Raw genomic sequence first — 26,492 nt, 5'->3', positions numbered from 1 at the left:
CGGCCAGGTCGGCGTCGAGCTGGCGGCGGGAGGCGGCGTGCGCCGCCTGGGCGCCGCTGGCCCAGCCCGCGGCGTACCCGCTGGCGCGGGCCGCGGCACGCTCGCGCTCGGTGGCGGCGGACGTGCTCGACGGTGTTGCGACGGCGAGGTCGCCGAGGTCGATGGTCATCAGGCCCTCCGGTCGGCGAGCCAGCCGCGCAGCAGCTCGGCGACGTCGTCGGGCTGGCGCTCGACGAGCTCGATGACGTCGCTGCGGCGCTCGGCCGAGTCGGGCGTGCGCTGGCGGGGCAGCAGCGAGCGGGGGTCGTCCTCGTCGACGCGGTCGAGCTCGCGCTGGCCGGGACCCGGCTCCAGCACGCGCATCTCGCCGAGGTCGATCTCGTCGCGGCGCACCTTCTTGCGGCGCTTCAGCGTGAGCAGCAGGACCACGATCGCGAGCAGCACCACGGCGCCGGCGATGGCACCGGTGCGGATCAGCTCGCCCTTCTGCTCGGCGGCCGCCACGGCCTTGGCCTCCTCGAGGGCCGTGCCCGCCGCCTCGGCGGAGCTGGTGTCGAACGGCATCCGCGACACCGAGAGCACGTCGCCGCGCTCGGCGTCGATGCCGGCGGCGGCGGTGACCGCGTCGCGCAGGGCGGTGATGTCGAGGTCGCCGACGCTGCGGCTGTTCACGACCACCGAGACCGACTGCCGGCGCAGCGATCCCGGCGCGGTCGAGGTGCGCTCGGTGACCTTGTTGACGGAGTTGTTCTCCGTGGTCGAGGTCTTCGTGTAGCTGGAGTCGGAGTCGCCGGTGCCGGACGGCACCTGGATGTTGTCCGGGCCGAGCACGCCGGTCGCGGCGCCGCCGCCGCCGGTGTACTGCTCGGAGGTGGTGCTCGACGACAGGGGCGGGGTGTCCTCGGGGGCCGAGAAGGTCTCGGACGTGCGGTCGGTCGAGTCGAAGTCGAGGTCGGCGGTCACCGTGGCGAAGCCGTTGCCCGGGCCCACGACGGTGTCGAGCACCGACTGCAGCGCGCTGGAGACGCGGGACTCGTAGTCGGTGGTCTGCTGGTCGCGCAGACCGCCCGCGGCGCCGCCGCCGGAGCCGGCGGCCGACAGCAGCCGGCCGTCGCCGTCGACCACGGTGACGTCGTCGGGCGAGAGGTTCTCGACGCTCGAGGCCACCAGGTGGACGATCGACTGCACCTGCTGGGCGGGCAGCTCCGCGCCGGGGCGGGTCTCGACCAGCACCGAGCCGGTCGGGGTCGCGGTCTCGTCGAGGAAGACGTCCTTGGCGGGGATGGCGAGGTTCACGGTCGCGGCCTCGACGCCCTGGATGGAGGAGATGGTGCGGGCGAGCTCGCCCTGCAGCGCGCGCTGCCAGGTCACCTGCTGCTGGAACTGCGAGGCGGTCACGCCCTGCTCGTCCAGCAGCGCGTAGCCGGTGTCGGCGCTGGCGGGCAGGCCGGCCGACGACATCGCCAGCCGCATCCGGTACACCTCGGTCTGCGGCACGAGGATGCTGGAGCCGCCGTCGGCCAGCTCGTAGGTCACGCCCTCGGAGTCGAGCTGGTCGACGATGGCGCTGGCGTCGCTCGCGGCGAGGTTGGTGAACAGCGGCTGCAGCGTCGGGGTGCTGGCCCAGCGCATGAACGCGGCGCCGCCGAGCACCAGGACGGCGATGCCGATCGCCGCGATCATCTTCTGCGGGGTGCTGAACTGGGAGAAGGTCGAGCCCGCTCCCCGGAGCACACCCACGAGTCGGTTCTGCATCAGGCCTGCATCCTCATGATCTCGTTGAAGGCCTCGACGGCCTTGTTCCGCACGGTGACGGTGAGCTCGGTCGCGACCCGCGCCTGCGTGGCCGCGATCATGTAGTCGTGCACGTCGGTGAGGTCACCGGTCGCGGCCTGCACGGCCAGCGAGTCGGCGGTCCCCTGCAGCTGCTGGACGCCGTCCAGGTGCCGGCCGAGGGTCGCCGCGAACGAGCCGGAGCCGGTCGCGTCGCTCTCGGGGGTGGCGAGCGCACGCGCCGCGGCGGTGACGCCCGACATCGCGCCCGGGCCGCTCACGCCCGAGACGCCGCTGACCGCGCCGATGAACGTCATGCCCCGCGTCCGATCCCGAGCGCCGCCTGGTAGGCGTCCTTGGCCCGGTCGATCACGGTGAGGTTCGCCTGGTAGCCGCGCTGCGCCATGATCATCTGCGTCATCTGGCTGCCGAGGTCGATGTCGGGCATCCGCACGTAGCCGCCCTCGTCCGCGAGCGGGTTGGTCGGGTCGTAGACGAGCCGGCCCTCGGCCGAGCCGAGCGCCACGCCGCCCACCTGGACGCCCTGGTTCTCGCCGGCCTCGCGGGCGACGACGTAGCGGGCCTGGAACGCCGCCTGGTCGGTCGGGCGCACCGTGTTGATGTTGGCGATGTTGTCGCTGACCGCGTCGAGCCACTTGCGGTACACGGTGACGCCGGTGCCGGCGACGCCGATCGCGTTGAAGAGGGTCATGTCGCTGCCGCCGTCACTGCGTCCGCAGCGCGGTGCGCATCAGCGTGAACCGGTCGTCGACCGCCCGGGTCACCAGCTGGTAGCGCAGACCGGTGTCGATGTTGGAGATGACCTCGTGGTCGAGGTTGACGTTGTTGCCGTCCTCGCGCGTCGGCTCGAGCGAGCGCGCGCTGGTGGAGGTGGCGACGCCGCTGCCGGAGGCGACGGCCTGGCGCAGCGAGTCCTCGAACTGCGTCTTGCGGGCCAGGTAGCCCGGCGTCTGCACGTTGGCGATGTTGTCGGCGATCGCCCGCTGCCGGGCCGACAGCCCGGCCAGCGCGCTGTGCAGCGCGACCCCGGTGACGTCGTTGAACACGGACCTACCCCGTTCGCTCTGCCCCGGCCGACGGCGATCCGTCGGGGGTGGGGCTCGTGCGGCCGGTCCGTGGCCGAGGTGGGGCGATCCGTCGCTCCGACAACAGGTTCGGCGCGAGGGGGGTCGTCCTTGAGCGTTCACGTGCAGTTCGGTGCCAGTGGTCCGCACGGGCGCGGGCCGGTCACCGGGCGTGAGGCGCCCGACGCGGGTGGTCGACGCGCTCGTGGGCCGGCGGGGTGGGTCAGCCGAGCGTGCGGTCGGTCGTCTCCAGGGCCGTCGACCAGCCGAGCAGGGCGGCGCGCGAGAGGTCCATCCACGACAGGCCCTGCAGCGTCGGCGACCCCTGGTCGTCGAGCTCGTGCGCGAGCACGGCCTGCAGCACGGAACCGACCGGCCCGACGCCGAACACCAGGTCTCGCGAGAGGTCCTCGTCGAGGCCCGCGCCGAAGCACACCTGGTCGAGGCCGGTGCGCAGCACCTGCGCGATGCCGGACAGCATGCCCGCGGTGTAGGCGGCGCTGCGGTCGGCGCCGGTCCAGCCGGCCACCACGTCGCAGGCCGCGGCCCGGGAGAGCACGAGCAGCAGGTCGTCGCGGCGCCCTTCGGCCAGCCCGCCCATCAGGGTGAGCATGACCCAGGCGCGCAGCGACGCCGGCCCGAGCAGCACCAGCGCCTGGCGCAGCGAGGTGATGCTGCGCCGCGACCCGGACGCGGCCGAGTTCGCCGTCCGCAGGATGCGCAGCACCAGGCCGGGATCGGCCGAGACGATCTGCTCGAGCTCCTCCGCCGAGGAGTCCGGCTGGCCGAGGGCGGCGAGCAGCTGCAGCGAGACGGCCTGGGACGGCGACATCCGCACCGTCTCGAGCACCGCCGGACGCTGGAAGTGGTAGCCCTGGAACAGGTCGGCGCCGGCCTCCAGGCAGCGCGCGAGCGACGCCTCGTCCTCGACCCGCTCCGCGAGCACCCGCGCGGCCGGGGCGGTCTCGCGGCACCGCCGCACGACGGCGGCGAGCTCGTCGGCGGGCACGCCGAGCACGTCGATCTTCACCACGTCGCACAGCGGGAGCAGCCGCTCGCGCTCGAACTCGCCGGTGAAGTCGTCGACGGCGAACCGGTAGCCGCGGGCGCGCAGGGCCGTGACCGCCTCGACCAGGCGGTCGTCGACGCCGATGTCCTCGAGCACCTCGAGCACCACGCCCTCGGGCCCGAACGGCAGCGGGAGGTCACCCACGAGGAACGACCGGGTGACGTTGAGGAACAGGGGGTGACCGCCGCCGAGCCGGTCGACGCCGAAGTCACCGAACGTCGCCGCGATCACCTGGGAGGTGGCGAGCTCACCGCTGGTCGCCGAGGGCGACGGGTCGCCCGCCGTGCCGCCCGGCGTGGGGCCGACCGTCGAGACGTGCCCGTCGACCCCGCGGAACAGCAGCTCGTGGCCGACGACCGCGCCGGTGCGGTCGTGGATGCTCTGCCGGCCGATGCGGGCGCGCCCCGACGCGGGTCCGCCCCGCGTCGGCGCGACCTCGGTGACGACCGCGTCGGGGAGCTCCGGCTGCGCGCTCACAGCGCGACGTCCAGGTAGACGGGGGCCGCGGCGCGGACACCCCCGCCGGCGTGCTCGGCCACCTTGAGGTGCTGGCGGTTGCGGTGGGCGGCGAGCGCGAGCTGCCGCGCCACGTCCTGCTGGCGGTGCAGCAGCGCGGTCGCCCGCTCGACGAGCGGTCGCGGGATGGGCCCGATCGTGGCGGGCGGCTGCCAGCGCGCCCGCATCACCGCGTCGCCGTCCGGCAGGTCCTGCTGCGCGTGCAGCGCGTGCAGGAGCCCCTCGCAGGCGCGCACGTCGAGCTCGAGCGCCTCCAGGGCGCTCTCCCACTCGTGCTGCCACTGCGGCGCGGCGACGACGGACGGCGGCATCGGGCTCAGAGCACCTGGCCGACCGCGACGGCGGTGGTGGACGCGGCGAGGCGCGCGGCCTCGTGCCAGGCGTCGCGCAGCGGCTCGACGTGGCCGCGGCAGGCGGCGACGCGGTCGGCGTCGCCCTCGACGTTCGCCCCGACCAGCTCGGTGAGCAGGTACGAGTAGAGGGACGCCAGACCGGGCCCGCCCTCCCACGCGGAGGTGTCGAGGCTCGACAGCAGCTCGGCGACGATGGCCTGGGCGTGCTGGAGCTGGGTGTTGGCCGGGCCGCGCTCGCCGGCGCGCAGGGCCTGCTCGGCGCGCAGCAGGTCGAGCACCAGCCGGTCGTAGAGCCGGGTGAGCAGCTGGGCCGGGGTCGCCGTCGAGAGCGCGTCGTCGACGAAGCGCGCGCGGGCGGCGTTCGCCCCGTAGGTGGTCGCGTACATCGGTCCTCCTCCGTCCGTGGGGGTGGGTCGATCGGGCAGGTCTGGTGGGTGGGTGGGCGTCCGGGTCAGGACCCGTTGCTCCAGCTCGGCAGGCTGCCGAGCTGGCTGGAGAGCCAGGACGACTGGCTCTGCAGGCCCTGCAGGGCCGTCTCGAGCGCCGCGTACTGGCGCTCCAGGCCCGAGCGGCGGCTCGCGAGCCGGACGTCCCAGGCGTCGACCTGGACGCCGAGGTCCTTCGCGGCGTCCTGGCGCCGGGTGATCGCGGTGGTGACGGTGCCGTCGGGGCCGGTGGCACCGCCGACGACCTCGCGCAGCCGGGTGGCCAGGTCGGTGACCATCGTGCGGGCAGCCGCGGGGTCGGCCGCCAGCTTGTCGGCGAAGACCTTGGCGTCGAACGAGAGCTGGCCGTCGCGGGTGGTCTGGACGCCGACCGGCGCGGTGCCGGACGGCCCCCCGCTCGCGCTGGACAGCAGCCGCTGCGACAGCGAGCGCAGCAGCCCGTCGCCGACGAGCGGGCCGGCGGTGCTGGTGCTGTCGCCGGCCACCTTCGTGCGGGTGTGGCTCTTGATGTCCTGCAGCAGCGTGTTGAGCCCGTCGACCAGGCCCTTGGTCGCGTTCGAGGCGACGTTGTCGTCGCGCTTCACGCCGATCTCGACGCCCGTCGCGAGCGCGGTGACCTTGACCGTGGTGCCCGGCAGGACGTCGACGAACGACCCGTCGGCCGAGGTGAGGGTCAACCCGGCGCCGAGGTCGATGGCGGCGTCGGTGCCGGCCCGGCGGATGTCGTCGTAGCCGACCAGCCCGTCGACCGTGAAGCCCTGCGCCGCACCGGTCGTGGTCGAGGTGACCTGCAGCCGGTACTGGCCGTCGGCGACCTTGAGGGCGGTGGCGCGCACGCCGGCCCCGGCGGCGTTGATGGCCGCGGCGACCGAGACCACGTCGGTGGCCTCGCCGAGCTGCACGGCCTTGCTGGTGCCGCCCTTGGTGATCGTGATCGTGCCGTTCGCCGGCGCCATCGCGTCGTCGGCGTCGACCACCGTCGAGGCCGTGAAGGCGGAGGAGGCGACGGCCGTGACGTCGAAGCGGACGCTGCCGGGGACGGCGTCGGCCGAGGTGGTGGCGGTGGCCGAGGTGCTGGAGGACGACGCCGTGGTGGCGGTCCAGGTGGTGCCCTTGGCGAGGGTGTCGAGCGAGGTGAGCACGGCCTGCAGACGGGTGTTGACCGACTGCAGCGAGCCGACCTGGGCGTTGGTGGCCGTGACGCGCGACTTCAGCGCCGCCTGGGGCAGGGCCTCGATCTGCATCAGCTGGCTGATGATCGTGGACGTGTCGAGACCGCTGACGAGTCCGCCGATCGACATGCCGGCCATCGCGGGTCCCTCCCCCTAGGTCGTGGTGACCCCTACGTCGTGGTGCCCGTCGCGTGGACGGACGGAGCCGGGCCGGTCCCCGTGGTGGCGGGGACCGGCCCGGAGTTCGTCAGCGCAGGAGCGAGAGCACGCCCTGCGAGGACTGGTTGGCCTGGGCCAGCATGGCCGTGCCGGCCTGGCTCAGGATCTGGTTCTTCGTGAAGGACACCATCTCCGAGGCCATGTCCGTGTCACGGATCCGGCTCTCCGACGCGGACAGGTTCTCCACCGCGACGTTGAGGTTCTTGATGGTGTGCTCGAACCGGTTCTGCACCGCACCGAGGTTCGCACGAGCGGTCGAGATCTTGGTGATCTGCGTGTCGATCGTGTCGAGCGCCAGACGGGCGTTCGCGGCCGAGTTGAACTGCACGCCGCCGGTGACGGCGGTGCCCGCGGCGCCACCGGTGCCGGGGGCGGTCACGGCCAGGGTGCCGCCGTTGGTGGCGTTGACGACGAGCTCGTTGTCCTGGTTCACGCTGGCCCGGAAGCTGGCGGCGAAGCCGGAGTTGCTGTTGAGCTTGTCGGCGACCTGCTGGACCGTCTTCAGGTCACCGGCGGTGCCCATGGCGACGGTGGCGGAGGCCACGGTCCCGGTGGTGGAGAAGGTCCAGTCACCCGCGACGTCGGTCGGGGTCGCGACCACGTGCTTGTTGCCGCCGCCGCTCTGCAGGGCGGTGACCACGCCGGAGACGTCGGCGGTGTCGAAGTTGAACGAGATCGAGTTGGTCGCCGAGTCCGAGCCCGCGCCGACCTGGAAGCTCAGCGTGTTGGCGGAGCCGTCCAGCAGCTTGGTGCCGTTGAAGTTGGTCGACTTGGCGATGCGGTCGAGCTCGCCACGCAGCTCGGTGACCTCGTTGCCGATGGCGGTGCGGGCCGAGCTGTTGTTCGTGTCGTTCGCGGCCTGGACACCCAGGTCGCGCATGCGCTGCAGGATCGCGTGCACCTCGGTGAGCGCGCCCTCAGCGGTCTGGACGACGGAGATGCCGTCCTGGGCGTTGCGGACGGCGACCTTCAGGCCACCGACCTGCGAGCGCAGGCCCTCGGAGATGGCGAGGCCGGCGGCGTCGTCGGCGGCGCGGTTGATGCGGAAGCCGCTGGAGAGCTTCTCCAGGGACTTCGACAGCGAGCCCTCGGTGACCGACAGGTTCCGGTAGGCGTTCATCGCCGCGACGTTGGTGTTGATGCGCATGGACATGGTGGTTCCTCCGTGAGAGTTGTGTCGTAGCCCTTCCGTGGGCTGCACCTGACCCATCGGCCCGGGGGACCCGGACCTGAGGGAAAGCTTCTGAAGTTTTCTCAGGCCGTCCAGGAGACGGCGACGTGCGCGCGGTCGTGGTCGGGACGGCGCTGCGCGGGGACCGGCGGCGCGACCAGCGAGCGCGCCACCACGCCACCGGCGAGCGCGTTCGCGGCGACCTGGGCGTAGAGCGCCTCGCGGCGGCGGGTCACGGTCGGGCCGAGCGTGCCGGACGCCGGCAGGCGCTGGGGGTCGAGCTGGCTGTTCATCGCGTCGCGCAGCAGCCCGAGCGCCTCGGTGCGCAGCTGGCTGACGCGCGACTCGGTGACGCCGAGCTCGGCGGCGATCTCGGCCATCGGGCGCTGCTCGAGGAAGGTTCCGACCACGATCGCGCGCAGCCGCTGCGGCAGGGCGTCGAGGCTGGCGCGCAGGTACCCCATCCGCTCCACGGCCAGGGCGTGCTGCTCGGGGTCGGGGGTGGTGGTCGCGGGCAGGTGCTCGGCGACGGCGCCGTCGTAGGCGTCCAGGCTGAGCAGGGCGCGCTCGCGCTCGCCGCGGCGTCGGTCGAGCTCGGCGACCTCGACCTGCAGCTCGCCGGCCAGCTCGCTCGTGGTGGGGGTGCGGCCGAGACGGGCCTGCAGGTCGTCCTCGGTGCGGCCGAGCTCGCGCGAGCGGCGGCGGGCGCCGCGGCTGCTCCAGTCCATCGCGCGCAGCTCGTCGAGCACCGCGCCCTTGATGCGCGTGTTGGCGTACCGCGCGAAGGGGACGCCGGTCGCAGGGTCGTAGGCGCGGGCGGCGGCGACCAGGCCGGCCATGCCCGCGGAGACCAGCTCGTCGCGGTCGACGTGGCCCGGCAGGCGTCCGGCGACCTCGTGCACCACGTAGCCGACGACCGGCAGGTGGTCGCGGACCAGCTGCTCGGTGGCGTCCTCGACGCGGGGGGTGGTGGTCACACCGAGCAGTTCGTCGCGTCGGACCGCTTCCTTGAGTCCTCACGCAGATCTGGTACCGCGGATTCCTCAGGTGGCCCACCGAGGTGCCGATGGGACGGGGAGCACGTCACGGCCCGTGACGACGCGCGTCCACCTGAGAGGGAGCCATGGGACTGGCAGAGGTGTCCACCGTGCTGTGGCACACGCGCGAGCTCCTCGAGCAGCTGCTGTTCAAGCTCGAGGAGGAGCAGCTGCTGCTCACCGCCGGCCGCACCCGCTGGCTGCCGCACGCGACCCGCGAGGTCGAGCTGGTGCTCGAGCAGGTGCGCACCGCCGAGCTGCTGCGCGCAGCCGAGGTCGAGGCCGCGGCGGCCGAGCTGGGACTGCGTCCCGGTCCGAGCCTGCGCGAGATCGCCGACGCCGCGCCGGAGCCGTGGAACGAGCTGCTGCACGGCCACCGCGAGGCGTTCCTGGCCCTGACCCAGGAGATCTCCGAGCTCGCCCAGGCGAACCGCGACGTGCTGAGCGCCGGCCAGAAGGCCGCGCAGGAGGCGCTGCGCAGCCTCGCCGCCGAGCCCGCGCAGACCGTCGGCGCCGGCACCTACGACCCGCGCGGCCGCACCGCGACCGCCACCGGCCGCAGCCACCTGCTGGACGAGGCGCTGTAGCCGTGTCGAGCTTCGGAGGTCTGTCGATCGCGCTGTCGTCGCTGCTGTCGCAGCGGCGCGCGCTCGACCTCACCGGCCAGAACGTCGCGAACGCCAGCACCGTCGGCTACACCCGCCAGCGCGCGGACCTGCAGGCGCTCGGCCCGGTGTCGCTGCACTCGCTGCAGGGCAGCGCGATGCCGTACGGCAGCGGCGTCACCGTCGCCGGCATCGTGCGGCTGTCGGACGAGCTCGCCGCCGCCCGCGTCCGCTCCTCCACCGCCGACCACGGCTTCCTGGCGGCCAAGGCCGACGTGCTCAGCCAGGTCGAGGGCCGGTTCGCCGAGCCCGGCGACGACGGCATCTCGGCCGCGCTCGGCGAGCTCTGGAACACCTTCGGCGACCTGTCGAACTCCCCCGACGACCCGGCCGCGCGCACCGCGGTGCTGCAGCAGGCCTCCCGCGTCGTCGACCTGCTGCACTCGGGCAACCGGGGCACCGCCCTGCAGTGGGACCAGACCCGCACCCGGGCGGCGGCCGTCCGCGACGAGGTCAACTCGCTCGCGGCGTCGGTGGCGACCCTGAACACCACCATCCGCGAGTCCAACGGCGAGGCGCACGAGCTGGTCGACCAGCGCGACCAGCTCGTGCTGCGGCTCGCCGAGCTCACCGGCGCCACCAGCCAGCTCAAGGCCGACGGCACCAACCGCGTGCTGGTCGGCGGCATCCCGCTCGTCGACGGCGACCGCGCCAGCACGCTCGCGCTGGTCGCGCCGACCCGGATCGAGGACGTGAGCGGCGCCTCGCCGGTGCGGCTGACCTGGCCGGACGGCAGCGCCGTCTCGGCCGGCGGCGTGGCCGGTGCGCTCACCGAGTCGATGCAGACCACCCTGCCCGCGGTGACCGCCGGGTACGACGCCGTCGCGACCGCGCTCGCCGACCGGGTCAACGCCCTGCACACCACCGGCCAGGCGCCCGACGGCACGTCCGGCCAATCGTTCTTCGTCGTGGGTGCCGGCTCGTCGTCGGCCACCATCGCGATCAACCCCGACCTGCTGGCCGACCCGATGAAGCTGGCCGCGGCCGCCGCGGGTGCGGGCAGCAAGGACGGCACGCTCGCCGACCGGCTGGCCGCGCTCGGCACCGTCGACGGCGGCCCCGACCAGGTGTGGTCGCAGCTCGTCGTGCGCACCGGCGTCGAGGTCAAGGCCCTCGGCGGTCGCGCCGACGTCGCCGCCGCCGTCGCGACCCGCGCGCAGTCGGACCTGCTGTCGACCACCGGCGTCGACATCGACGAGGAGATGACGAACCTGGTGATGTTCCAGCGCGCGTACGAGGGCGCCGCCCGCGTCATGACCGCCGTCGACCAGGCGCTCGACACGCTGATCAACCGCACGGGGGTGGTGGGCCGATGACCCGCATCACGCACCGGATGATGGCCGACTCGGCCCTGTTCGGCCTGCAGGCGCGGATGCGCGCCTCGTCCGAGCTGAACGCCCGCCTCACCAGCGGACGCGCGATCGCCAAGCCGTCGGACGACCCGACCGGCACCGTCACCGCGCTCGGCCTGCGCCAGGACGTCAAGGCGCAGGCGCAGTACGCCCGCAACGCCGACAACGGCCTCGGCTGGCTGTCGGCCGGCGAGCAGGCCCTGCGCTCGGGCACCGAGCTGCTCGCGAACGCGCGCAACCTGACGCTGCAGGGCATGAACACCGGTGCCATGTCGGTCGAGGCGCGTCAGGCGATCGCGGTCGAGGTGAAGGGGCTGCGCGACGACCTGCTGGCCGTCGCCAACTCGACCTACCTCGGCCGGCCCGTGTTCGGCGGCACCACCGCGTCGCCGACCGCCTTCGCCGCGGACGGGACCTACCAGGGCGACAGCGGCACGCTGCAGCGCCGGGTCGACGCCGCCACCACGGTGCGCGTCGACACCTCCGGCGCCCAGGTCTTCGGCGCGGACGCGGCGACCTCGGTGCTGTCGATCCTCGACCGGATCGCCACCGACGTCGTGGCCGACCCGACGCAGCTGAACGCGCACCTGGCCGACCTCGACGCCGCGTTCGCGCGCTTCACCGGCGCGGTCGCCGACACCGGCGCGCGCTACGCCCGGATCGAGCGCGCCGCGCAGGGCATCAAGGACGCGAGCCTGGCGAGCACCTCGCAGCTGGCCCAGGTCGAGGAGATCGACCTGCCGAAGACCGTGCTGGAGCTGCAGACCCAGCAGGTGGCCTACCAGGCCTCGCTCGCCGCGACGGCCAAGGTCATCCAGCCCACCCTGATGGACTTCCTGCGGTGACCGCGCCCACCGGCGCGACCCGCCCCGACGGCACCAGCGCGTCCCCCCGGACCGCACGAGGAACGGACCTACGATGAGCGTGATGACCGCGACCAGGACGGGCACCGACCTGCCGGAGCTGACCTTCTCGGCCGGGCTCCCCGGCCTGGCCGGGCTGCACCGGTTCGCGCTCGTGCGCCTCGACGAGGTCGGCGGCCTGTTCGCGCTGCGCAGCCTCGAGGACCCCGACGTGCGCCTGCTGCTGGCCGCCCCCTGGGTGTGCGCGCCCGGGTACGAGGCCGAGGTCGACGACGACGTCGCCGGCGACCTCGAGCTGCGCGAGCCCGAGGACGCCCTGGTGCTGCTGGTGCTCAACGCCGGCGACTCCCTCGCCTCGACGACGGTCAACCACGTGGCGCCGGTGGTGGTGAACGCGGTCACCGGCCGTGCCGCCCAGGTGGTGCAGGTCGACCGCGACCTCCCCCTGCGCGCCCCCTTCGGCGGCTGACCCGAGCAGGCCCTCCCGCTCGCACAGCACGATCGTCGTCGCACAACCGTCCGGACGGTTGTGTCGCGCCACCGGCGTTGTGCGAATCGGTCAGCCGAGCCCGTCGAGCACCCGGCGCGCGGCGGCGTACGGGTCGGTCCGCCCGGCCACCACCTCGGCGGCCACGGCGTCCAGCCCCGTCCCGTCCGGACCCTCCACCCGCGACCGCAGCTCGGCCAGGACGATCTCCTCGACCTCGGCGGCCACCCGCGCGCGTCGCCGCCGGTCGGCCTCGCCCGACGCCGCCGCCCAGTCGCGGTGCTTCTCGAGCGCCTCGAGCAGCTCCTCGACCCCCTCGCCGCGCGAGGCGACGAGGCTCACGACCGGCGCCCGCCAGTCGCCCGCGTCGCGGCGCTCCGCGAGCGAGACCATCCCCCGCAGGTCGTTCACGGTGGCCCGGGCGCCGTCGCGGTCGGCCTTGTTCACGCCGAGGACGTCGGCGACCTCCAGCACACCGGCTTTCGCCGCCTGGACGCCGTCGCCCATGCCCGGCGCGAGCAGCACGAGCGTGGTGTCGGCCGACCCGGCGACGGCCACCTCGCTCTGCCCGACGCCGACGGTCTCGACCAGCACGACGTCGCAGCCGGCGGCGTCCAGCACCCGCAGCGCCTGCGGCGTCGCGCGCGCCAGCCCGCCGAGGTGGCCGCGGGTGGCCATCGACCGGATGTAGACGCCCGGGTCGAGGGCGTGGTCGCCCATCCGCACCCGGTCGCCGAGCAGCGCGCCGCCGGAGAACGGCGACGACGGATCGACCGCGAGCACCCCGACCCGCTCGCCCCGCGCGCGGAGCACGGTGACCAGGGCCGACGTCGTGGTCGACTTGCCCACGCCCGGCGACCCGGTGATCCCCACGACCCACGCGCGTCCGGCGTGCGGTGCGAGGGCGGCCATCAGCTCGGGCAGCTGCGGGGCGTCGTCCTCGACGAGCGAGACCAGCCGCGCGACCGCGCGCGCCGACCCCTCGCGCGCCTGCGCGAGGAGGGCGTCGAGATCGATCCCGTTGCCCGGCAACGGGTTCCGGCTCAGGCCTGGGCGGCGGGGACGCGGAGCAGCAGCGCGTCGCCCTGACCGCCGCCGCCGCAGAGCGCGGCCGCGCCGACGCCGCCGCCGCGACGCCCGAGCTCGAGCGCGAGGTGCAGGACGATGCGGGCGCCGCTCATGCCGATCGGGTGGCCGAGCGCGATCGCGCCGCCGTTGACATTCACCCTGTCGGCGTCGACGCCGAGCTCCTTGGTCGACGCGAGGCCGACCGCCGCGAACGCCTCGTTGATCTCGACCAGGTCGAGGTCGGCGGGCGTGATGCCCTCCTTCTCGCAGGCGCGCACGATCGCCCGGGCGGGCTGGCTCTGCAGCGTGGAGTCGGGCCCGGCGACCACGCCGTGCGCGCCGATCTCGGCGATCCACGACAGCCCGAGCTCCTCGGCCTTCTCGCGGCTCATCACCACGACCGCGCATGCGCCGTCGGAGATCTGGGACGCCGAGCCGGCCGTGATCGTGCCGTCCTTGCTGAACGCGGGCCGCAGCCGCGACAGCGACTCGGCGGTCGTGTCGGCGCGGATGCCCTCGTCGTCCTTGAACTCCAGCGGGTCGCCCTTGCGCTGGGGGATCGAGACGGGCACGACCTCGTCGTCGAACAGCCCGTCCTTCCAGGCCTTCGCCGCGAGCTGGTGGCTGCGCGCGGCGAACTCGTCCTGCTCCTCGCGGGTGAACGCGAGGTCGCCGGTGTTCGCCTGCTCGGTGAGCCCGCCCATCGGCTGGTCGGTGAAGGCGTCCCAGAGGCCGTCGTGGGCCATGTGGTCGCGCACCGCGACGTCGCCGTACTTGTAGCCGGAGCGGCTCTTCTCGAGCAGGTGCGGCGCCTGCGTCATCGACTCCATGCCGCCCGCGACGACGACGTCGAACTCGCCGGCGCGGATCAGCTGGTCGGCCAGCGCGATCGCGTCGATGCCGGACAGGCAGACCTTGTTGATGCCCAGCGACGGCACGCTCATCGGGATGCCGGCGGCGGCCGCCGCCTGGCGGTAGGGCGCCTGCCCCCCGCCGGCGGGCAGCACCTGCCCGAGGATCACGTACTCGACCTGCTCGGGCGCCACGCCGGCCTTCTCGAGCGCGCCCCGGATGGCGACACCACCGAGGTCGGAGGCGGAGAAGTCCTTGAGCGAGCCCAGCATCCGCCCCATCGGGGTGCGGGCTCCGGCGACGATGACGGACGTGCGGCTGGACACGGGTTCCTCCTGCGGGGACGGCTTCGGGCCTCCTGCGAGCCTACCCGCGGGGACCCCGGCCCACCCGGTGCGGTGAGCCAGGTCACGGGGCACGCGGGTGTGCTCCGCGCCTACCCTCGCGGCATGACCGAACCGCTCTTCCGCCAGATCGACCACGTGGGCGTGGCCGTGCCCGACCTCGACACCGCGATCGCGTTCTACCGCGACACCTTCGGCATGGCGCTGCTGCACGAGGAGGTCAACGAGGAGCAGGGCGTGCGCGAGGCGATGATGGGCGTCGGGGACGCCGCCGTGCAGCTGCTCGCGCCGCTGTCGCCGGCGTCGACGATCGCGAGGTTCCTCGACCGCAGCGGGCCCGGCGTGCAGCAGGTCGCCTACCGCGTCGACGACGTGGACGCGGTCTCGGCGACGCTGCGCGAGCGCGGCCTGCGCCTGCTCTACGACGCGCCGCGTCGTGGGACCGCAGGCAGCAGAGTCAACTTCGTGCACCCGAAGGACGCCGGCGGGGTGCTGGTCGAGCTGGTCGAGCCCGCCGCCGGTGGCGTCGATCACAACGACGGCCACTGACCCCGACTCGTCAGTAACCTCCGGCGGCATGGACCAGATCCGCGACGCCATCCTCGCCGGCGACCTCGAGTCCGTCGGCGGCCTCGACCTCCCCGACCACTACCGCGCCGTCACCGTCCACGAGGACGAGGTGGGGATGTTCGAGGGGCTCGAGAGCCGCGACAAGGACCCCCGCAGGTCGCTGCACGTCGAGGACGTCGCGACCCCCGAGCTCGGCCCCGGCGAGGCGCTCGTCGCCGTGATGGCCAGCGCGATCAACTACAACACCGTGTGGACGTCGATCTTCGAGCCGGTCTCGACGTTCGGGTTCCTGAAGCGGTACGGCCGCACCTCGCCGCTGGCCGCCCGCCACGACCTGCCGTACCACGTGGTCGGCTCCGACCTCGCCGGCGTCGTGCTGCGCACCGGGGCCGGCGTGCACGCCTGGAAGCCCGGAGACCAGGTGGTCGCGCACTGCCTCTCCGTCGAGCTGGAGAAGCCGGACGGCCACGCCGACACGATGCTCGACCCCGAGCAGCGCATCTGGGGCTTCGAGACCAACTTCGGCGGCCTGGCCCACCTCGCGCTGGTGAAGACCAACCAGCTGATGCCGAAGCCGGCGCACCTCACCTGGGAGGAGGCCGCCTCCCCCGGCCTGGTCAACTCCACGGCCTACCGCCAGCTCATCTCGCGCAACGGCGCGGGGCTGAAGCTCGGTGACCGCGTGCTGATCTGGGGTGCCTCGGGCGGTCTCGGCTCGTACGCGACGCAGATGGCCCTGGCCGCCGGCGCCACCCCCGTGTGCGTGGTGTCCAGCCCGGAGAAGGCGGAGATCTGCCGCGCGATGGGCGCCGAGCTCATCATCGACCGCAAGGCCGAGGGCTACCGGTTCTGGAACGACGAGGACACCCAGCAGGACCCCAAGGAGTGGCGCCGCTTCGGCCAGCGCGTGCGCGAGCTGACCGGCGGTCACGACGTCGACATCGTGTTCGAGCACCCGGGCCGGGAGACGTTCGGCGCCAGCGTGTTCGCCGCGCGCAAGGGCGGCACCATCGTCACCTGCGCGTCGACGTCCGGCTTCGTGCACGAGTACGACAACCGCTACCTCTGGATGAACCTCAAGCGCATCGTCGGCTCGCACTTCGCGAACTACCGGGAGGCGTGGGAGGCCAACGACCTGATCGCCCGCGGCATCATCCACCCGACGCTGTCGCGCACCTACGCCCTCGACGAGGTCGGCCAGGCCGCGCACGACGTGCACCGCAACGTGCACCAGGGCAAGGTCGGCGTCCTCGCGCTCGCGCCCGAGGCCGGCCTCGGCGTCACCGACCCCGAGACCCGCGCCCGTTACGAGACGGAGATCAACCGCTTCCGCGACGTGTGACCCTAGGCTGGGTGCTCCAGGCACCTCGGGGGTCGAGGGCGCGATCGGATGGGGCGGATGGCCGACGACGAGCAGCAGGGGACGGCCGCAGGCACCGCACCACCGTCCTTCCCGCCACGACCGGGGTTGCTCGCCCGGCTGCGCACCGCCGTCGGCTCGTCGGAGGGGCGGCGCGGCGTCCGCGAGGCGCTGGTGCGCCGCCGCGAGCTCGGCCGCAGCCACGGCGGCTTCCAGACGCTCGACGAGATGCTGGCGGAGCGGGCTGCCGCGCGCGCCGACACCGCCACGGCGGGTGGGAGCACGGTCAGCACGGTCCCGCCCCCGGTCGCCGAGGCGCTGGGCCACGCCCCCGCCGGCGCGACGCCGAAGGGCGACCCCGCGCCCGAGCACGACCCGACGGCCGCGCCCCTGCCCGCCCACCCGGGGCGGTTCGGCCGTCCCGGGCGCGACTTCGACCGCGCCCACCCCTTCTACGTCGGGTTCGTCGGCGCGGTCGGCGTGCTGATGGCCATCGGCCTGGTGCAGGCGCTCGACCGGGTGTCCGGCACCATCACGCTGCTCGTCGTCGCCCTGTTCCTCGCGCTCGGGCTCGAGCCGGTCGTGGAGTGGCTCGTGCGGCACGGGCTGCGCCGCGGCTGGGCGATCGCGGTGGTGTTCCTCTTCGTCATCGCCGTCTTCGTCGGCTTCGGGTTCATGGTCGTGCCGATCATCGTCGACCAGGGCTCGGAGCTGGTGCGGCAGCTGCCCGGCTACGTCGCCGACGTGCAGCGCGCCCCCTGGTTCGTCGACCTCGACCAGCGGTACGACATCGTCGGCCGGGTCACCGAGGAGCTGCAGCAGCGGCTCGGCAACGGCGAGACGTTCGCCGCCGTCTTCGGCGGCGTGCTCGGTGCCGGGCAGGCCCTGCTGGGAGGGGTGTTCAGCACCCTGACCGTGCTGATCCTGACCCTCTACTTCCTCGCGTCGATGCGCACCCTGCGCAGCACCGCGTACCGGCTGGTGCCTGCCACGCGGCGGCACCGGGTGCAGCTGCTCGGTGACGAGATCAGCAAGCGCATCGGCGGCTACGTGATGGGGCAGATCGCGATCGCCACCCTGAACGGCATCTGCTCGTACGTGATGATGCTGCTGCTCGACATCCCCTACCCCGCCGTGCTGGCCATCGTCGTCGGGGTGTTCGGGCTCATCCCCCTCGTCGGCGCCACCATCGGCGCGGTGCTGGTGACGGCCGTCGCGCTGTTCGTCTCGCTGCCCACCGCGATCATCGTGCTCGTCTACTACGTCGTGTATCAGCAGGTCGAGAACTACGTGATCGCACCGAAGGTGATGGCGCGCACCGTGTCGGTGCCCGGCGGCGTCGCCATCGTGGCCGCGCTCGTCGGCGCCGGCCTGCTGGGCGCCCTCGGCGCCCTCATCGCGATCCCGCTCGCGGCGGGCATCCTGCTCGTCGTGCAGGAGGTCGTGATGCCGCGCCAGGACAGGTTGTAGTGGTCGCACCCGACCTGCTGGCGGCCGTGCAGGGGTACGCGGGGCGGCTGCACGCCCACGCGCTGCGCGAGGGCCCGGCGCACCACGTCGCCTCCCCGCTCGGTGCCTGGCTGCTGCTCGCGGTGCTGGCCGACCTGCCGGGTGCCGTCGACGCCGACGGGTTCGCCGACGCGCTCGGTGCCGACCCGGTCGCCTCGCGCGAGCACGCCCTGCGCCTGCTCGCGTCCCCGCCACCGGCGGTGCGGGTCGCCGCCGCGGCCTGGGCCCAGCCGCTGCCCGGCGCGGACGCCGTCGACCGCTGGACCGCCGCCCTGCCGGCCACCGTGCCGACGGGTCCGCTGCCGTCCCAGGAGGTCCTGGACGGCTGGGCCTCGCGCAGCACCGACGGCCTGGTCGAGCGGTTCCCCCTCGACCTCGACCCCGACACCTTCCTGCTCCTCGCCACCGCCCTCGCCACGCGCGTGCAGTGGGACGCCCCGTTCGACCCCGTCGGCGCCGAGGCCCTCGGCCCCGCCTCCGACTGGGCGGTGCGGCGCGCCTTGTCGGCGACGTCGGCGCCCGGAGGCGTCGTCCGGCACGAGGGACGCCTGGTCGGTGTGCACGTCGCGACGGCACCCGGCCTCGCGGTCGTGTCGGTCGTCGACGAGCGCGGCGCCGCGCCGCAGGACGTGCTGCGAGCGGCCCTCGAGCTCGCCCCCGACGCGGCCACCGGCACCCTCCGCACCGTCTCGCTGTGGGACCTGCCCGGCGACGGCCACGCCTGGACGCTGCGCGACGCGCGCGCGCACGCGCACTCCCCCGACGCCCGGCCGGAGCAGGTCGACGCGGTGCTGCCGGCGTGGAAGGCGTCGACGCGACTCAACCTCGCCGACGAGATCACCTGCGGCTTCGCCGGTCTCGCACCCACGATGGCCGATCTCGTCCCGTCGCGCTTCCACCCGATCGAGGTCCACGCCGCCCAGAGCGCGGTCGCCGGCTTCGACACGGCGGGCTTCGAGGCAGCCGCGGTCACCGCCGTGGGCTTCCTGGCGCGCGGCGCGCTGGTGCCGGAGCACGACGTCCCGCGCCGCATCGCGACCCTGCGCTTCGACCGGCCGTTCGCGGCGGTCGCCGTCGCCACCGACCAGCGGTGGTGGGGGCTGCCGGTGTTCAGCGCCTGGGTGGCCGAGGCCGTGGAGCCGTCCTCCCCGGCCGGTTGGGGCTAGGACCCGGTCAGCCCTGCCGCGGGTGCAGGTCGTCGTGGGTCTCGAACTCGCCGTCCCAGGTGGTCGGCAGCGGCAGCGGCACGTCCGGCGCGACCTGGGCGACGACCTCGTCGAGCACCCGCCGCACCGCCGACTCCCCCACCCACAGGTGCTTGGCCCCGTCGACGCCCACCACCCGCGCCTGCGGGATCGCCGCGAACCGCTCCCGCGCCTCGTCCGGGCGCAGGTAGTCGTCGAGCTCGGGGACGAGCGCGAGCACGGGGTGGCCGGACGCGGCCCACGCCTGCAGGTGCTGCGGCGCCGAGAACCGCAGCGGGGGCGACAGCAGGATCGCGCCCTCGACCGAGGGGTCGTTGCCGTGCATGAGCGCCAGGTCGGTGCCGAACGACCAGCCCACCAGCCACCGGTTCGGCAGGTCGCGGAACTCGGCCAGCTCGATCGCCGCGGCCACGTCGTACCGCTCGGCGTCGCCGGAGTCGAAGGCGCCCTCGCTGGTGCCGCGCGGGCTCGACACGCCCCGCAGGTTGAAGCGCAGCACCGCGACGTCCGCGAGCGCCGGCAGCCGCCACGAGGCCTTGCGGAACACGTGCGAGTCCATGAACCCGCCGTGCGTGGGCAGGGGGTGCAGCGTCACCAGGGTCGCCACCGGGTCGCGGTCGAGCGGGAGCGCGAGCTCGCCGACCAGGGTGAGCCCGTCCGCGGTGTGCAGCTCGACGTCCTCGCGGCGCGCGGGCAGGACCGTGCCGGACCGGATGGGGGTGCTCACGGGCACCCAACGTAGTCCGGTACCGCGGACGGCCTCCGGCGGGCACACTGGAGAGGAGGGACGGTTCTGATGCTCGTGCTGCTGGTCTTCTGCGTGTCGCTGGCGCTCGCGACGGGGGTCGCCGGCAGGTGCCTGCGCGCCCTGCGCCGCCGGCCGTGGACCCGCACCCGCCGCTTCCTCACCGCCCTCGGCCGGGCCGTCGGGGTCCGGGTGCCCGAGCCCGTCCGCGTGGACGAGGAGGTCGAGCTGCTCATCTGCACGCTGGAGCTGCAACGGCTCTCGCGCACCGTCCAGCGCGCACACGCCTGCGACCAGCCGGGCAAGTTCGAGCGCGTCCGCGCCAGCGAGGGCGCCTACGACGACGTGCTGCTGCGCACCTGCCGGGTCGCCGGCGTCGAACACCCCGCTGCGCAGACCGCCCGCGGGCCGCTGTCGACCGACCAGCGGTTCCAGGCCGAGACCGCGCTGCTGGCAGGTGGTGTGCAGTGGTGACACCGCCCACGTCCAGGCCCGCGACCGTCCTGCACCTCGCGCTGGCGTCCGACTGGGAGCAGGCGCAGCAGGTCGGCCGGTACGAGGTGTCGACGCGGGGCCTGACCCTCGAGCAGGTGGGATTCGTCCACACCAGCGAGCCGCACCAGGTCGACGGCGTGGCGCGCGCCTTCTACGCGGACGCCGGCGAGCCGCTGCTGCTGCTCGAGCTCGACGTCGCCGCGCTCGAGGCGGCCGGCTCGCCCGTGCGGTGGGAGGACGTGCCAGGAGCGCCCGACCCGTTCCCCCACGTGTACGGGCCGGTGCCGGTGGCGGCCGTCGTGGGCACCAGGCCGTACGCGGTGCCGGACTAGACCTCGAACCCGCCCCAGACCGCCTCGGACCCGCTGTGGCCGGTGAGCACCGTCCACACGACCGCCGCCACGCCCGCCACGAGCACCAGCGCGGCACCCACCCAGCGCAGCCGCGCGTTCGAGCGCAGCAGCGCCGCGAGCACCGAGGCCACCAGCAGGCCGAGGGCGAACAGCGGCAGCACGTCGCCGAGCTCGGTGTGCCGCTTGATCGCCTCGTTGCCCGGCGGCAGCGCCGCCTCGAGCCGCTCGCCGCTCTCCTTGGCCACCAGCGCCATCAGCGTGACGACGGCGTTGCCGGCGACGACCCACCAGGCCGCCCGCTGCAGCCGTCCGAGCACCGCCACCACGACCGTCAGCACCGCCATCAGCGGCAGCAGCACCACCACGCCGTGGACGACGAGCGGGTGCAGCGGGAGGCCGGCGATCGAGCCGAAGAGGTCGTCCATGCCGGGATCATCCCGTGTGAAGTCTCAAGAACACCTCAAGGCGACCTGGGAGCCGCCTGTGCGCCCCCGCCGAGTCCACCGGACGATGCTTCCTGGCACGGCACGCGTGTCGCTCCCCCACTCCGGTGTCACTTCCGGCACTGAACTATCGAAACGAGCTGGCGAGACGGGCAGTCACTCGACGGTGCCGCCGATGCGCCAGTAGACGCCGGCCTCGCGGGCCAGGAACGCCTCGTCGACGAGCAGGCGGCGCAGCAGGGCGACGTCGTCGTGGAACGAGCGGCAGAGCGCGTTGACCTCGCTCTCCTCGTACCGCGCGCCGGGCTCGAACACGCGGCTGACGTGGTCGAGCAGCACCAGCTTCTTGCGGTGCTTGCGCGGGATCTGCCGGATCGAGCCGTCGTCGTCGAGGTAGACGGCCAGGACCTTCTCGCGGTCCTCGAGGGCCAGGTGCAGGGGCATCCGTTCCACCGGGCCATCATCGCGCGGCGGGCGCGGGGTGTCGTGCGAGATGCGGGGCGGGGTGCCCGGGCCCCGGTACGGTCCTGGCGTGACCGAGACCAGCCGCCGCGCCGAGTCGTACGACGACGACCTGCGGCTCGCGCACGTCGTCTGCGACCAGGTCGACGCGCTCACCATGTCGCGGTTCAAGGCGCTCGACCTGCGGGTCGAGACCAAGCCCGACCTCACCCCCGTGTCGGACGCCGACCGCGACGCCGAGGAGCTGGTGCGCTCGCAGCTGCGCCGCACCCGCCCGCGCGACGCCGTGCAGGGCGAGGAGGGCGGCACGACCGGTCACGGCCAGCGGGTCTGGGTGGTCGACCCCATCGACGGCACGAAGAACTTCGTCCGCGGCGTGCCGGTGTGGGCGACCCTGGTGGCGCTGCTCGACCGCGACCGCCCGGTGGTCGGCGTGGTGTCGGCGCCGGCGCTGAACCGGCGCTGGTGGGCGGCTGTCGGGTCGGGCGCGTGGACCGGTCGCTCGCTGTCGTCGGCGACCCGGCTGCAGGTGTCGTCGGTCACCGACCTGGCCGACGCGTCGCTGTCGTACTCGAGCCTGCACGGCTGGGAGGAGCGGGGCCTGCTCGACGCGTTCCTCGACCTGGGCCGCTCGTGCTGGCGCACCCGCGCCTACGGCGACTTCTTCTCGTACGCGCTCGTGGCCGAGGGCGCGGTCGACGTCGCCTGCGAGCCCGAGCTCGCGCTGCACGACATGGCCGCGCTGGTGCCGATCGTCACCGAGGCGGGCGGGCGGTTCACCTCGCTGGGCGGCGAGGACGGCCCCTTCGGCGGGAACGCGGTGGCCACCAACGGCCACCTGCACACCACCGTCCTGGCGGCCCTGGCCCGCGACAGCAGCCAGGGCGCGAGCAGCAGCGCGTAGAGGTCGAACCAGCCGTAGCCACCGGCCGCGCCGGACGGCGGGTTGCCCTGGCTCACCACGCCGAGCACGGGGTCGCGCTCGGCCCACGTCCACGTGCCCCAGGCGGTGCCGAGCAGCTCGAGCCACGAGACCACCACGAACGCACCGACGTACAGCAGCTGCGAGCGTCCCCAGCGCAGGAACCCGAGCAGGCAGACGAACCAGAACGCGCCGAGCGCGTCGGGGCGCTCGGACAGCAGCAGCCCGTGCAGGGCCCACGCCCCGCCGACCACGACGGTCGTCGCGACGAGCGGCCGGCGGAACCGCTCGAACAGCGCGGTGCGGCCGAGCGCGAGGGCGGCGAGGTAGACCAGCCCGTGGCCGGGCGGGACGTACATCGGCACGTTCTCGAGCCGGTACACGTACGCCTCGAGCAGGGGCGAGAACGTCACCTCGACGACCGTCGCGAGCGCGACCACCACCAGGGTCTGGGTGCGGACGAGCGCGCTCTCGCGCCGCAGCGCCAGCACCAGCACGCCCCAGGTGAACGCACCGAGGACGAGCTGCTCGACGAGCGGCCCGCTGCGGTCGCACCACAGCACCAGGCCGATCCAGGCCATCACCGTGGCCGCGAGGCCGAGGTCGGCGCGGCTGCTGCGGAGCAGGCTCACGCGGGCGACCGCTCGGGGCGCGGCACCCCGACCGGGTCGTCGTCGTCGGTCTCGTCGGGCTCGCGCTCCTTGAGCCTCAGCAGCCACGCGGTGACGCCGAGGGCCAGCACCAGCACGCCCAGCACGCCGATCTGCCAGACGGCGTCGGTGAACTCCGGCTTCCCGATCAGGTCGGCGGCCTTGACCGAGACGACGACGATCTCCTTGATGGACGCGATCACGCCGACCAGCAGGAACGGCTCGGCGACCAGCTGCCGCTCGGCGATGGTGGCCCGCACGGCGTACAGCAGCTCGACCACGATGAAGACGAGCAGCAGCGAGTCGAGCAGCTCGAGCGCGGTGGCCTGCGTGCCGTCGAAACCCCCGGAGAACAGGGCCGGGACGTCGGCGGCGGTGCGGCCGATGACGACCACGGCGATGACGACGAGCAGCGCGGCGATGCCGACGTAGACGACGGTCTCGGCCAGCTCCATCAACCGGTTGCCGAACCGCACGTGCGGCGGGACGTCCGGGGCCGTCGTGGGGTCCTTCGCCGCCGCTGCCACCCGCGCATCATGCCCGACGGGCACGCCGCGAGCGCTTCGACGTGCGGACCCGCCGGAGTGCGTGCACAGTGTGTCCCGCCCAACCGAGGGTGCGGGGACCACTCGGGAACGCTGAACCGTACGGAGGAACCCTTGATCGTCCTCGGACTGATCCTGCTGCTGATCGGCTTCTTCACCAACATCAGCATCCTTGTCACCATCGGCGTCATCCTGCTCGTCGTGGGCGCCGTGCTCGCGATCCTGGGTGCCACCGGTCGCGCCATCGGCGGACGCAAGCACTGGTTCTGACCCACCGCGAACGGCCCACGGGCCCCGGACGCACTGCGTCCGGGGCCCGTGGTGCGTCCGGGGACGCAGGCCCGTCGCGTCAGGGCTCGCGCGGGGCGAGCCCGTGCCAGACCACGTCCGACAGCGTGCGCACCAGCTCCTCGGCCGGCAGGTCCCGGGCCACCAGCCACCGGTGCACCGCCAGCTGCACGGCACCGACCACCGCGTAGGCGGCGGTGAGCGGGCCGGCGCCCTCCCCGGCCAGCGCCGAGCCGCCGCCGCGGAACCGCCCGAGCGCGACCAGGGCCTGCGCCAGGGCGTCCTCCATGCTCCCGACGAAGTCGCCCCCCGCCACCGCCGAGTGCGCCCGGGCGAAGTCGTACAGCGGACGCTCGCTGCTGAGCAGGTCGACGTAGGTGCCGATCGCCCCCTCGACCAGCGCGCGCTCGTCGGGCTCGGCGGGGTCGAGCCCCTCGGCCATCGCGGGCAGGAAGACCTCGGAGGCGATCGCCGCCAGCACGGCGCGCAGCAGGTCGTCCTTGTCGTCGAAGTGCCGGTAGAGCACCGGCTTGGTGACACCGGCCTCGGCAGCGATCTCGGCCAGCCCGCAGTCGGCGCCGAACCGCCGGGCCGCCTGCAGCGCCGCGGCGACGAGCTCGGCCCGGCGGGTCTCGCGGTGGTCGGCCCAGCGCGCGGCCCGCCCGTCCCGTTTGACAGCGCCCCGGTTCATGTGAACGATAGTAGCAGTAACTGGCGTTCACAGTAATTCTCACGAACGGGGAACACATGAAGGACGAGCAGACGCGCCAGACCCAGATCGGCCTCGCGCTCCTCATCGGCGTGCTGGCCCTGGCCGCCGTGCTGACCAGGATCGTCACCAGCGGCATCGGCTGACCCGCCGCGCGCGCGGGCCCCCGCCGCTGGCAGGGTGTCGGCCCATGGCCACGCCCGCGCTGCCCGACGCGGTGCGCGCCCTCGTCACGGTGACGGTGGGCGCGCCGGTCGACGTCGTGGCGCTGAGCGGAGGATTCTCGGGCATGCGGGTGGCGCGGGTCGTCCTCGAGGGCGACCACGACGTCGTCGTGAAGTGGACCGACCACGGGCCCGACTCGCGCGCCGGCCACGCCGTGCAGCGCGAGGCGGAGGCACTGGCCCACCTGCGCGCCCACCGCTTCGACCAGGTCGCCGCCTCGGTGGCGGCCGACCCGGGCGTCCCGGCCCTGGTCATGCAGACCGTCGCCGGCGGGCCGGCCTCGGCCTGGGACGCCGGGGTGCTCGCCGCCGCGGCGCGCGTGCTCGCCGACCTCGCCGAGGTCCCGGCCGCCGGGCTGCGGGCGCTGCCCGCCACCGACGTCGCCAAGCCGCGGCCGCACCTGGCCGACCGCGTGCGGACGGCCCTGCCGGACGATCCCGGGCTGGCGCAGGCGCTGCTGGAGGCCTACTGGTCGGTGAGCGCCTCGACCACGCCCGCCGAGGAGCTGGTGGCCACGCACGCCGACCCGCACCCCGGCAACTGGCTGCTCGACGACGAGGGCCGGCTGCGCCTCATCGACCTCGAGCACCTGTGCGCGGGTCCCCCGGGCTGGGACCTCGCGTACCTGTGCGCGCACCTGCCCGGCCCGGCCGACGACCGCGCCGAGGTGCTGGCGGCCTCGGGGGTGCCGGCCGAGGAGGTGCTGCGGCTGACCTGCGCGGCCACGGCGCTGCTGGTCGCGGGGACGCTGTCGCCCGACCCCGCGTGGGCGGCGCGCCAGCAGGCGCTCGCCCCCGCCGCGCTCGACCTCGTCCGGCTGCTGCGCCCCTGAGCCCGGCGGGCGTGACACGTCCGCCGGGCGTTGCGCGTGCGCAGGGGTGGAAGGAGGGTGGTGCGCGTGCCGGGACCGGTCGCCGCAGGGACGGACTTCGACGGCTTCTGCCGCGCGGAGTACCCGCGCCTGGTGGGCGCCCTGAGCCTGTACCTGCGCGACCCGCAGGAGGCCGAGGACCTCGCCCAGGAGGCGCTCGTGCGGGCCTGCCGCCGCTGGCGCACGGTGTCGCGGCTCGACTCCCCCGGCGGCTGGACCTACCGGTGCGCCGTCAACCTCGCCCGCTCGGCGATGCGGCGGCGGCTGGTGCGGCGGCGCGCCGCCCCGCGCCTGGTCGACCCCGCCCCCGCCGCCGACGACGCCGAGGACGCGGCCCTGCGGCTGCTCGTGCACGACCTGCCCGACGCCCAGCGCGCCGTGGTCGTGGCCAGGTACTACCTGCGGCTCACCGTCGCCGAGACGGCCGAGGTGCTCGGCCTGTCGCAGGACTCGGTGCGCGGCCACGCCAAGCGCGCGCTCCGGTCGCTGCGCACCGCCTACGACCTGTCCCCCTCGACGAGGAGCCCACGGTGACCCGTCCGTCCTCGCACGACCCCCAGACCGTGGACGACGACGCCCTCGACCTGCGCGGCGCCGCCCTCGCGCCCCGCCGTCCGGTCGACCCCGGCGCGATCGCCCGCGAGGCGCGCCGCCGCCGCCGGACCGCG

31 protein-coding genes are annotated in these 26,492 nt (G+C 74.3%); 14 read left to right on the top strand and 17 right to left on the bottom strand.

Going from position 1 to position 26,492, the window contains the following annotated elements; all coding sequences use genetic code 11:
- Positions 1 to 168 precede the first annotated feature (168 nt).
- The 10 genes from fliF to ACYVKY_RS00975 form a co-directional block, all read right to left on the bottom strand.
- Positions 169 to 1,755 carry a flagellar M-ring protein FliF gene (gene fliF / locus ACYVKY_RS01020; RefSeq protein WP_460433127.1) on the bottom strand — a complete coding sequence of 529 codons (1,587 nt, stop codon included), beginning with the start codon at positions 1,753 to 1,755 and terminating at the stop codon, positions 169 to 171.
- A complete protein-coding gene (gene fliE / locus ACYVKY_RS01015; protein WP_460433126.1) occupies positions 1,755 to 2,090 on the bottom strand; it encodes a flagellar hook-basal body complex protein FliE in 336 nt (111 codons plus the stop codon). Before fliE ends, fliF begins: the two co-directional genes overlap by 1 nt.
- The gene (locus tag ACYVKY_RS01010) at positions 2,087 to 2,485 is read right to left on the bottom strand and encodes a flagellar basal body rod protein FlgC (RefSeq protein WP_460433125.1); all 399 of its coding nucleotides are present in this window, start codon (positions 2,483 to 2,485) and stop codon (positions 2,087 to 2,089) included. Before ACYVKY_RS01010 ends, fliE begins: the two co-directional genes overlap by 4 nt.
- A gap of 13 nt (positions 2,486 to 2,498) precedes the next feature.
- A complete protein-coding gene (locus ACYVKY_RS01005; protein WP_460433124.1) occupies positions 2,499 to 2,840 on the bottom strand; it encodes a flagellar basal body rod protein FlgB in 342 nt (113 codons plus the stop codon).
- 241 nt (positions 2,841 to 3,081) lie between these two features.
- Positions 3,082 to 4,404 carry an EAL and HDOD domain-containing protein gene (locus tag ACYVKY_RS01000; RefSeq protein ID WP_460433123.1) on the bottom strand — a complete coding sequence of 441 codons (1,323 nt, stop codon included), beginning with the start codon at positions 4,402 to 4,404 and terminating at the stop codon, positions 3,082 to 3,084.
- Positions 4,401 to 4,754, bottom strand: a complete 354-nt coding sequence (locus ACYVKY_RS00995) for a hypothetical protein (RefSeq protein ID WP_460433122.1) — start codon at positions 4,752 to 4,754, stop codon at positions 4,401 to 4,403. Before ACYVKY_RS00995 ends, ACYVKY_RS01000 begins: the two co-directional genes overlap by 4 nt.
- A gap of 5 nt (positions 4,755 to 4,759) precedes the next feature.
- On the bottom strand, positions 4,760 to 5,182 hold the full coding sequence (gene fliS / locus ACYVKY_RS00990; RefSeq protein WP_460433121.1) for a flagellar export chaperone FliS: 423 nt from the start codon (positions 5,180 to 5,182) through the stop codon (positions 4,760 to 4,762).
- Between the two features lie 65 nt (positions 5,183 to 5,247).
- The gene (gene fliD / locus ACYVKY_RS00985; protein ID WP_460433120.1) at positions 5,248 to 6,552 is read right to left on the bottom strand and encodes a flagellar filament capping protein FliD; all 1,305 of its coding nucleotides are present in this window, start codon (positions 6,550 to 6,552) and stop codon (positions 5,248 to 5,250) included.
- A 109-nt stretch (positions 6,553 to 6,661) separates the two neighbouring features.
- A complete protein-coding gene (locus ACYVKY_RS00980) occupies positions 6,662 to 7,786 on the bottom strand; it encodes a flagellin N-terminal helical domain-containing protein (RefSeq protein ID WP_460433119.1) in 1,125 nt (374 codons plus the stop codon).
- 101 nt (positions 7,787 to 7,887) lie between these two features.
- Positions 7,888 to 8,781, bottom strand: a complete 894-nt coding sequence (locus ACYVKY_RS00975; RefSeq protein WP_460433118.1) for a sigma-70 family RNA polymerase sigma factor — start codon at positions 8,779 to 8,781, stop codon at positions 7,888 to 7,890.
- 146 nt (positions 8,782 to 8,927) lie between these two features.
- On the opposite strand from ACYVKY_RS00975, the gene ACYVKY_RS00970 reads away from it, so the two are divergent.
- The 4 genes from ACYVKY_RS00970 (at position 8,928) to fliW (ending at position 12,190) form a co-directional block, all read left to right on the top strand.
- Positions 8,928 to 9,428 carry a flagellar protein FlgN gene (locus ACYVKY_RS00970; protein ID WP_460433117.1) on the top strand — a complete coding sequence of 167 codons (501 nt, stop codon included), beginning with the start codon at positions 8,928 to 8,930 and terminating at the stop codon, positions 9,426 to 9,428.
- Between the two features lie 2 nt (positions 9,429 to 9,430).
- A complete protein-coding gene (flgK, locus tag ACYVKY_RS00965) occupies positions 9,431 to 10,822 on the top strand; it encodes a flagellar hook-associated protein FlgK (RefSeq protein ID WP_460433116.1) in 1,392 nt (463 codons plus the stop codon).
- Entirely contained in the window at positions 10,819 to 11,703 is an 885-nt protein-coding gene (flgL, locus tag ACYVKY_RS00960; RefSeq protein ID WP_460433115.1) for a flagellar hook-associated protein FlgL, read from the top strand. Before flgK ends, flgL begins: the two co-directional genes overlap by 4 nt.
- An 82-nt stretch (positions 11,704 to 11,785) precedes the next feature.
- Positions 11,786 to 12,190: a flagellar assembly protein FliW gene (fliW, locus tag ACYVKY_RS00955; protein WP_460433114.1), complete on the top strand. Its 405-nt coding sequence runs from the start codon at positions 11,786 to 11,788 to the stop codon at positions 12,188 to 12,190.
- 90 nt (positions 12,191 to 12,280) lie between these two features.
- On the opposite strand, the gene meaB is transcribed toward fliW, so the two are convergent.
- Both meaB and ACYVKY_RS00945 read right to left on the bottom strand, forming a co-directional pair.
- On the bottom strand, positions 12,281 to 13,240 hold the full coding sequence (meaB, locus tag ACYVKY_RS00950; RefSeq protein WP_460433113.1) for an ArgK/MeaB family GTPase: 960 nt from the start codon (positions 13,238 to 13,240) through the stop codon (positions 12,281 to 12,283).
- Between the two features lie 11 nt (positions 13,241 to 13,251).
- On the bottom strand, positions 13,252 to 14,454 hold the full coding sequence (locus tag ACYVKY_RS00945) for an acetyl-CoA C-acetyltransferase (RefSeq protein WP_460433112.1): 1,203 nt from the start codon (positions 14,452 to 14,454) through the stop codon (positions 13,252 to 13,254).
- 123 nt (positions 14,455 to 14,577) lie between these two features.
- Between ACYVKY_RS00945 and mce the strand changes: the two genes are divergently transcribed.
- The 4 genes from mce to ACYVKY_RS00925 are packed head-to-tail and all read left to right on the top strand — an operon-like array spanning position 14,578 to position 19,077.
- Complete coding sequence (gene mce, locus ACYVKY_RS00940) at positions 14,578 to 15,021, top strand: methylmalonyl-CoA epimerase (RefSeq protein WP_460433111.1); 444 nt, start codon at positions 14,578 to 14,580, stop codon at positions 15,019 to 15,021.
- Positions 15,022 to 15,049: 28 nt separating this feature from the next.
- On the top strand, positions 15,050 to 16,384 hold the full coding sequence (gene ccrA / locus ACYVKY_RS00935) for a crotonyl-CoA carboxylase/reductase (protein ID WP_460433110.1): 1,335 nt from the start codon (positions 15,050 to 15,052) through the stop codon (positions 16,382 to 16,384).
- Positions 16,385 to 16,441: 57 nt separating this feature from the next.
- Positions 16,442 to 17,872, top strand: a complete 1,431-nt coding sequence (locus ACYVKY_RS00930) for an AI-2E family transporter (RefSeq protein ID WP_460433109.1) — start codon at positions 16,442 to 16,444, stop codon at positions 17,870 to 17,872.
- A complete protein-coding gene (locus ACYVKY_RS00925) occupies positions 17,872 to 19,077 on the top strand; it encodes a hypothetical protein (protein ID WP_460433108.1) in 1,206 nt (401 codons plus the stop codon). The genes ACYVKY_RS00930 and ACYVKY_RS00925 overlap by 1 nt, the downstream gene beginning before the upstream one ends.
- Positions 19,078 to 19,084: 7 nt before the next feature.
- Here the strand turns inward: ACYVKY_RS00925 and ACYVKY_RS00920 are convergent, their stop codons facing one another.
- The gene (locus ACYVKY_RS00920) at positions 19,085 to 19,843 is read right to left on the bottom strand and encodes an alpha/beta hydrolase (RefSeq protein ID WP_460433107.1); all 759 of its coding nucleotides are present in this window, start codon (positions 19,841 to 19,843) and stop codon (positions 19,085 to 19,087) included.
- Between the two features lie 69 nt (positions 19,844 to 19,912).
- Here ACYVKY_RS00920 and ACYVKY_RS00915 point away from each other — a divergent pair, with 69 nt between their 5' ends.
- Positions 19,913 to 20,335: a hypothetical protein gene (locus ACYVKY_RS00915; RefSeq protein ID WP_460433106.1), complete on the top strand. Its 423-nt coding sequence runs from the start codon at positions 19,913 to 19,915 to the stop codon at positions 20,333 to 20,335.
- Entirely contained in the window at positions 20,329 to 20,688 is a 360-nt protein-coding gene (locus ACYVKY_RS00910; protein ID WP_460433105.1) for a DUF952 domain-containing protein, read from the top strand. Before ACYVKY_RS00915 ends, ACYVKY_RS00910 begins: the two co-directional genes overlap by 7 nt.
- Here the strand turns inward: ACYVKY_RS00910 and ACYVKY_RS00905 are convergent.
- Both ACYVKY_RS00905 and ACYVKY_RS00900 read right to left on the bottom strand, forming a co-directional pair.
- Positions 20,685 to 21,134: a DUF2231 domain-containing protein gene (locus tag ACYVKY_RS00905; RefSeq protein ID WP_460433104.1), complete on the bottom strand. Its 450-nt coding sequence runs from the start codon at positions 21,132 to 21,134 to the stop codon at positions 20,685 to 20,687. The genes ACYVKY_RS00910 and ACYVKY_RS00905 overlap by 4 nt on opposite strands.
- Before the next feature lie 174 nt (positions 21,135 to 21,308).
- Positions 21,309 to 21,596, bottom strand: coding sequence for a DUF2087 domain-containing protein (locus tag ACYVKY_RS00900; protein ID WP_460433128.1), 288 nt, complete (start codon positions 21,594 to 21,596; stop codon positions 21,309 to 21,311).
- A gap of 88 nt (positions 21,597 to 21,684) precedes the next feature.
- Between ACYVKY_RS00900 and hisN the strand changes: the two genes are divergently transcribed.
- Positions 21,685 to 22,518, top strand: a complete 834-nt coding sequence (gene hisN, locus ACYVKY_RS00895; protein ID WP_460433103.1) for a histidinol-phosphatase — start codon at positions 21,685 to 21,687, stop codon at positions 22,516 to 22,518.
- Between the two features lie 646 nt (positions 22,519 to 23,164).
- On the opposite strand, the gene ACYVKY_RS00890 is transcribed toward hisN, so the two are convergent.
- Complete coding sequence (locus ACYVKY_RS00890) at positions 23,165 to 23,713, bottom strand: phosphate-starvation-inducible PsiE family protein (RefSeq protein ID WP_460433102.1); 549 nt, start codon at positions 23,711 to 23,713, stop codon at positions 23,165 to 23,167.
- A 132-nt stretch (positions 23,714 to 23,845) separates the two neighbouring features.
- Between ACYVKY_RS00890 and ACYVKY_RS00885 the strand changes: the two genes are divergently transcribed.
- Positions 23,846 to 24,001, top strand: coding sequence for a DUF6131 family protein (locus ACYVKY_RS00885; protein ID WP_460433101.1), 156 nt, complete (start codon positions 23,846 to 23,848; stop codon positions 23,999 to 24,001).
- 79 nt (positions 24,002 to 24,080) lie between these two features.
- On the opposite strand, the gene ACYVKY_RS00880 is transcribed toward ACYVKY_RS00885, so the two are convergent.
- Complete coding sequence (locus tag ACYVKY_RS00880; protein ID WP_460433100.1) at positions 24,081 to 24,710, bottom strand: TetR/AcrR family transcriptional regulator; 630 nt, start codon at positions 24,708 to 24,710, stop codon at positions 24,081 to 24,083.
- A 208-nt stretch (positions 24,711 to 24,918) separates the two neighbouring features.
- Here ACYVKY_RS00880 and ACYVKY_RS00875 point away from each other — a divergent pair, with 208 nt between their 5' ends.
- Complete coding sequence (locus ACYVKY_RS00875) at positions 24,919 to 25,785, top strand: phosphotransferase (protein WP_460433099.1); 867 nt, start codon at positions 24,919 to 24,921, stop codon at positions 25,783 to 25,785.
- A 66-nt stretch (positions 25,786 to 25,851) separates the two neighbouring features.
- Complete coding sequence (locus ACYVKY_RS00870; RefSeq protein WP_460433098.1) at positions 25,852 to 26,358, top strand: RNA polymerase sigma factor; 507 nt, start codon at positions 25,852 to 25,854, stop codon at positions 26,356 to 26,358.
- Positions 26,359 to 26,492: the final 134 nt, after the last annotated feature.

The sequence above is a fragment of the Angustibacter speluncae genome, assembly GCF_054777815.1.
This window is presented reverse-complemented; position numbering and strand designations above follow the sequence as displayed.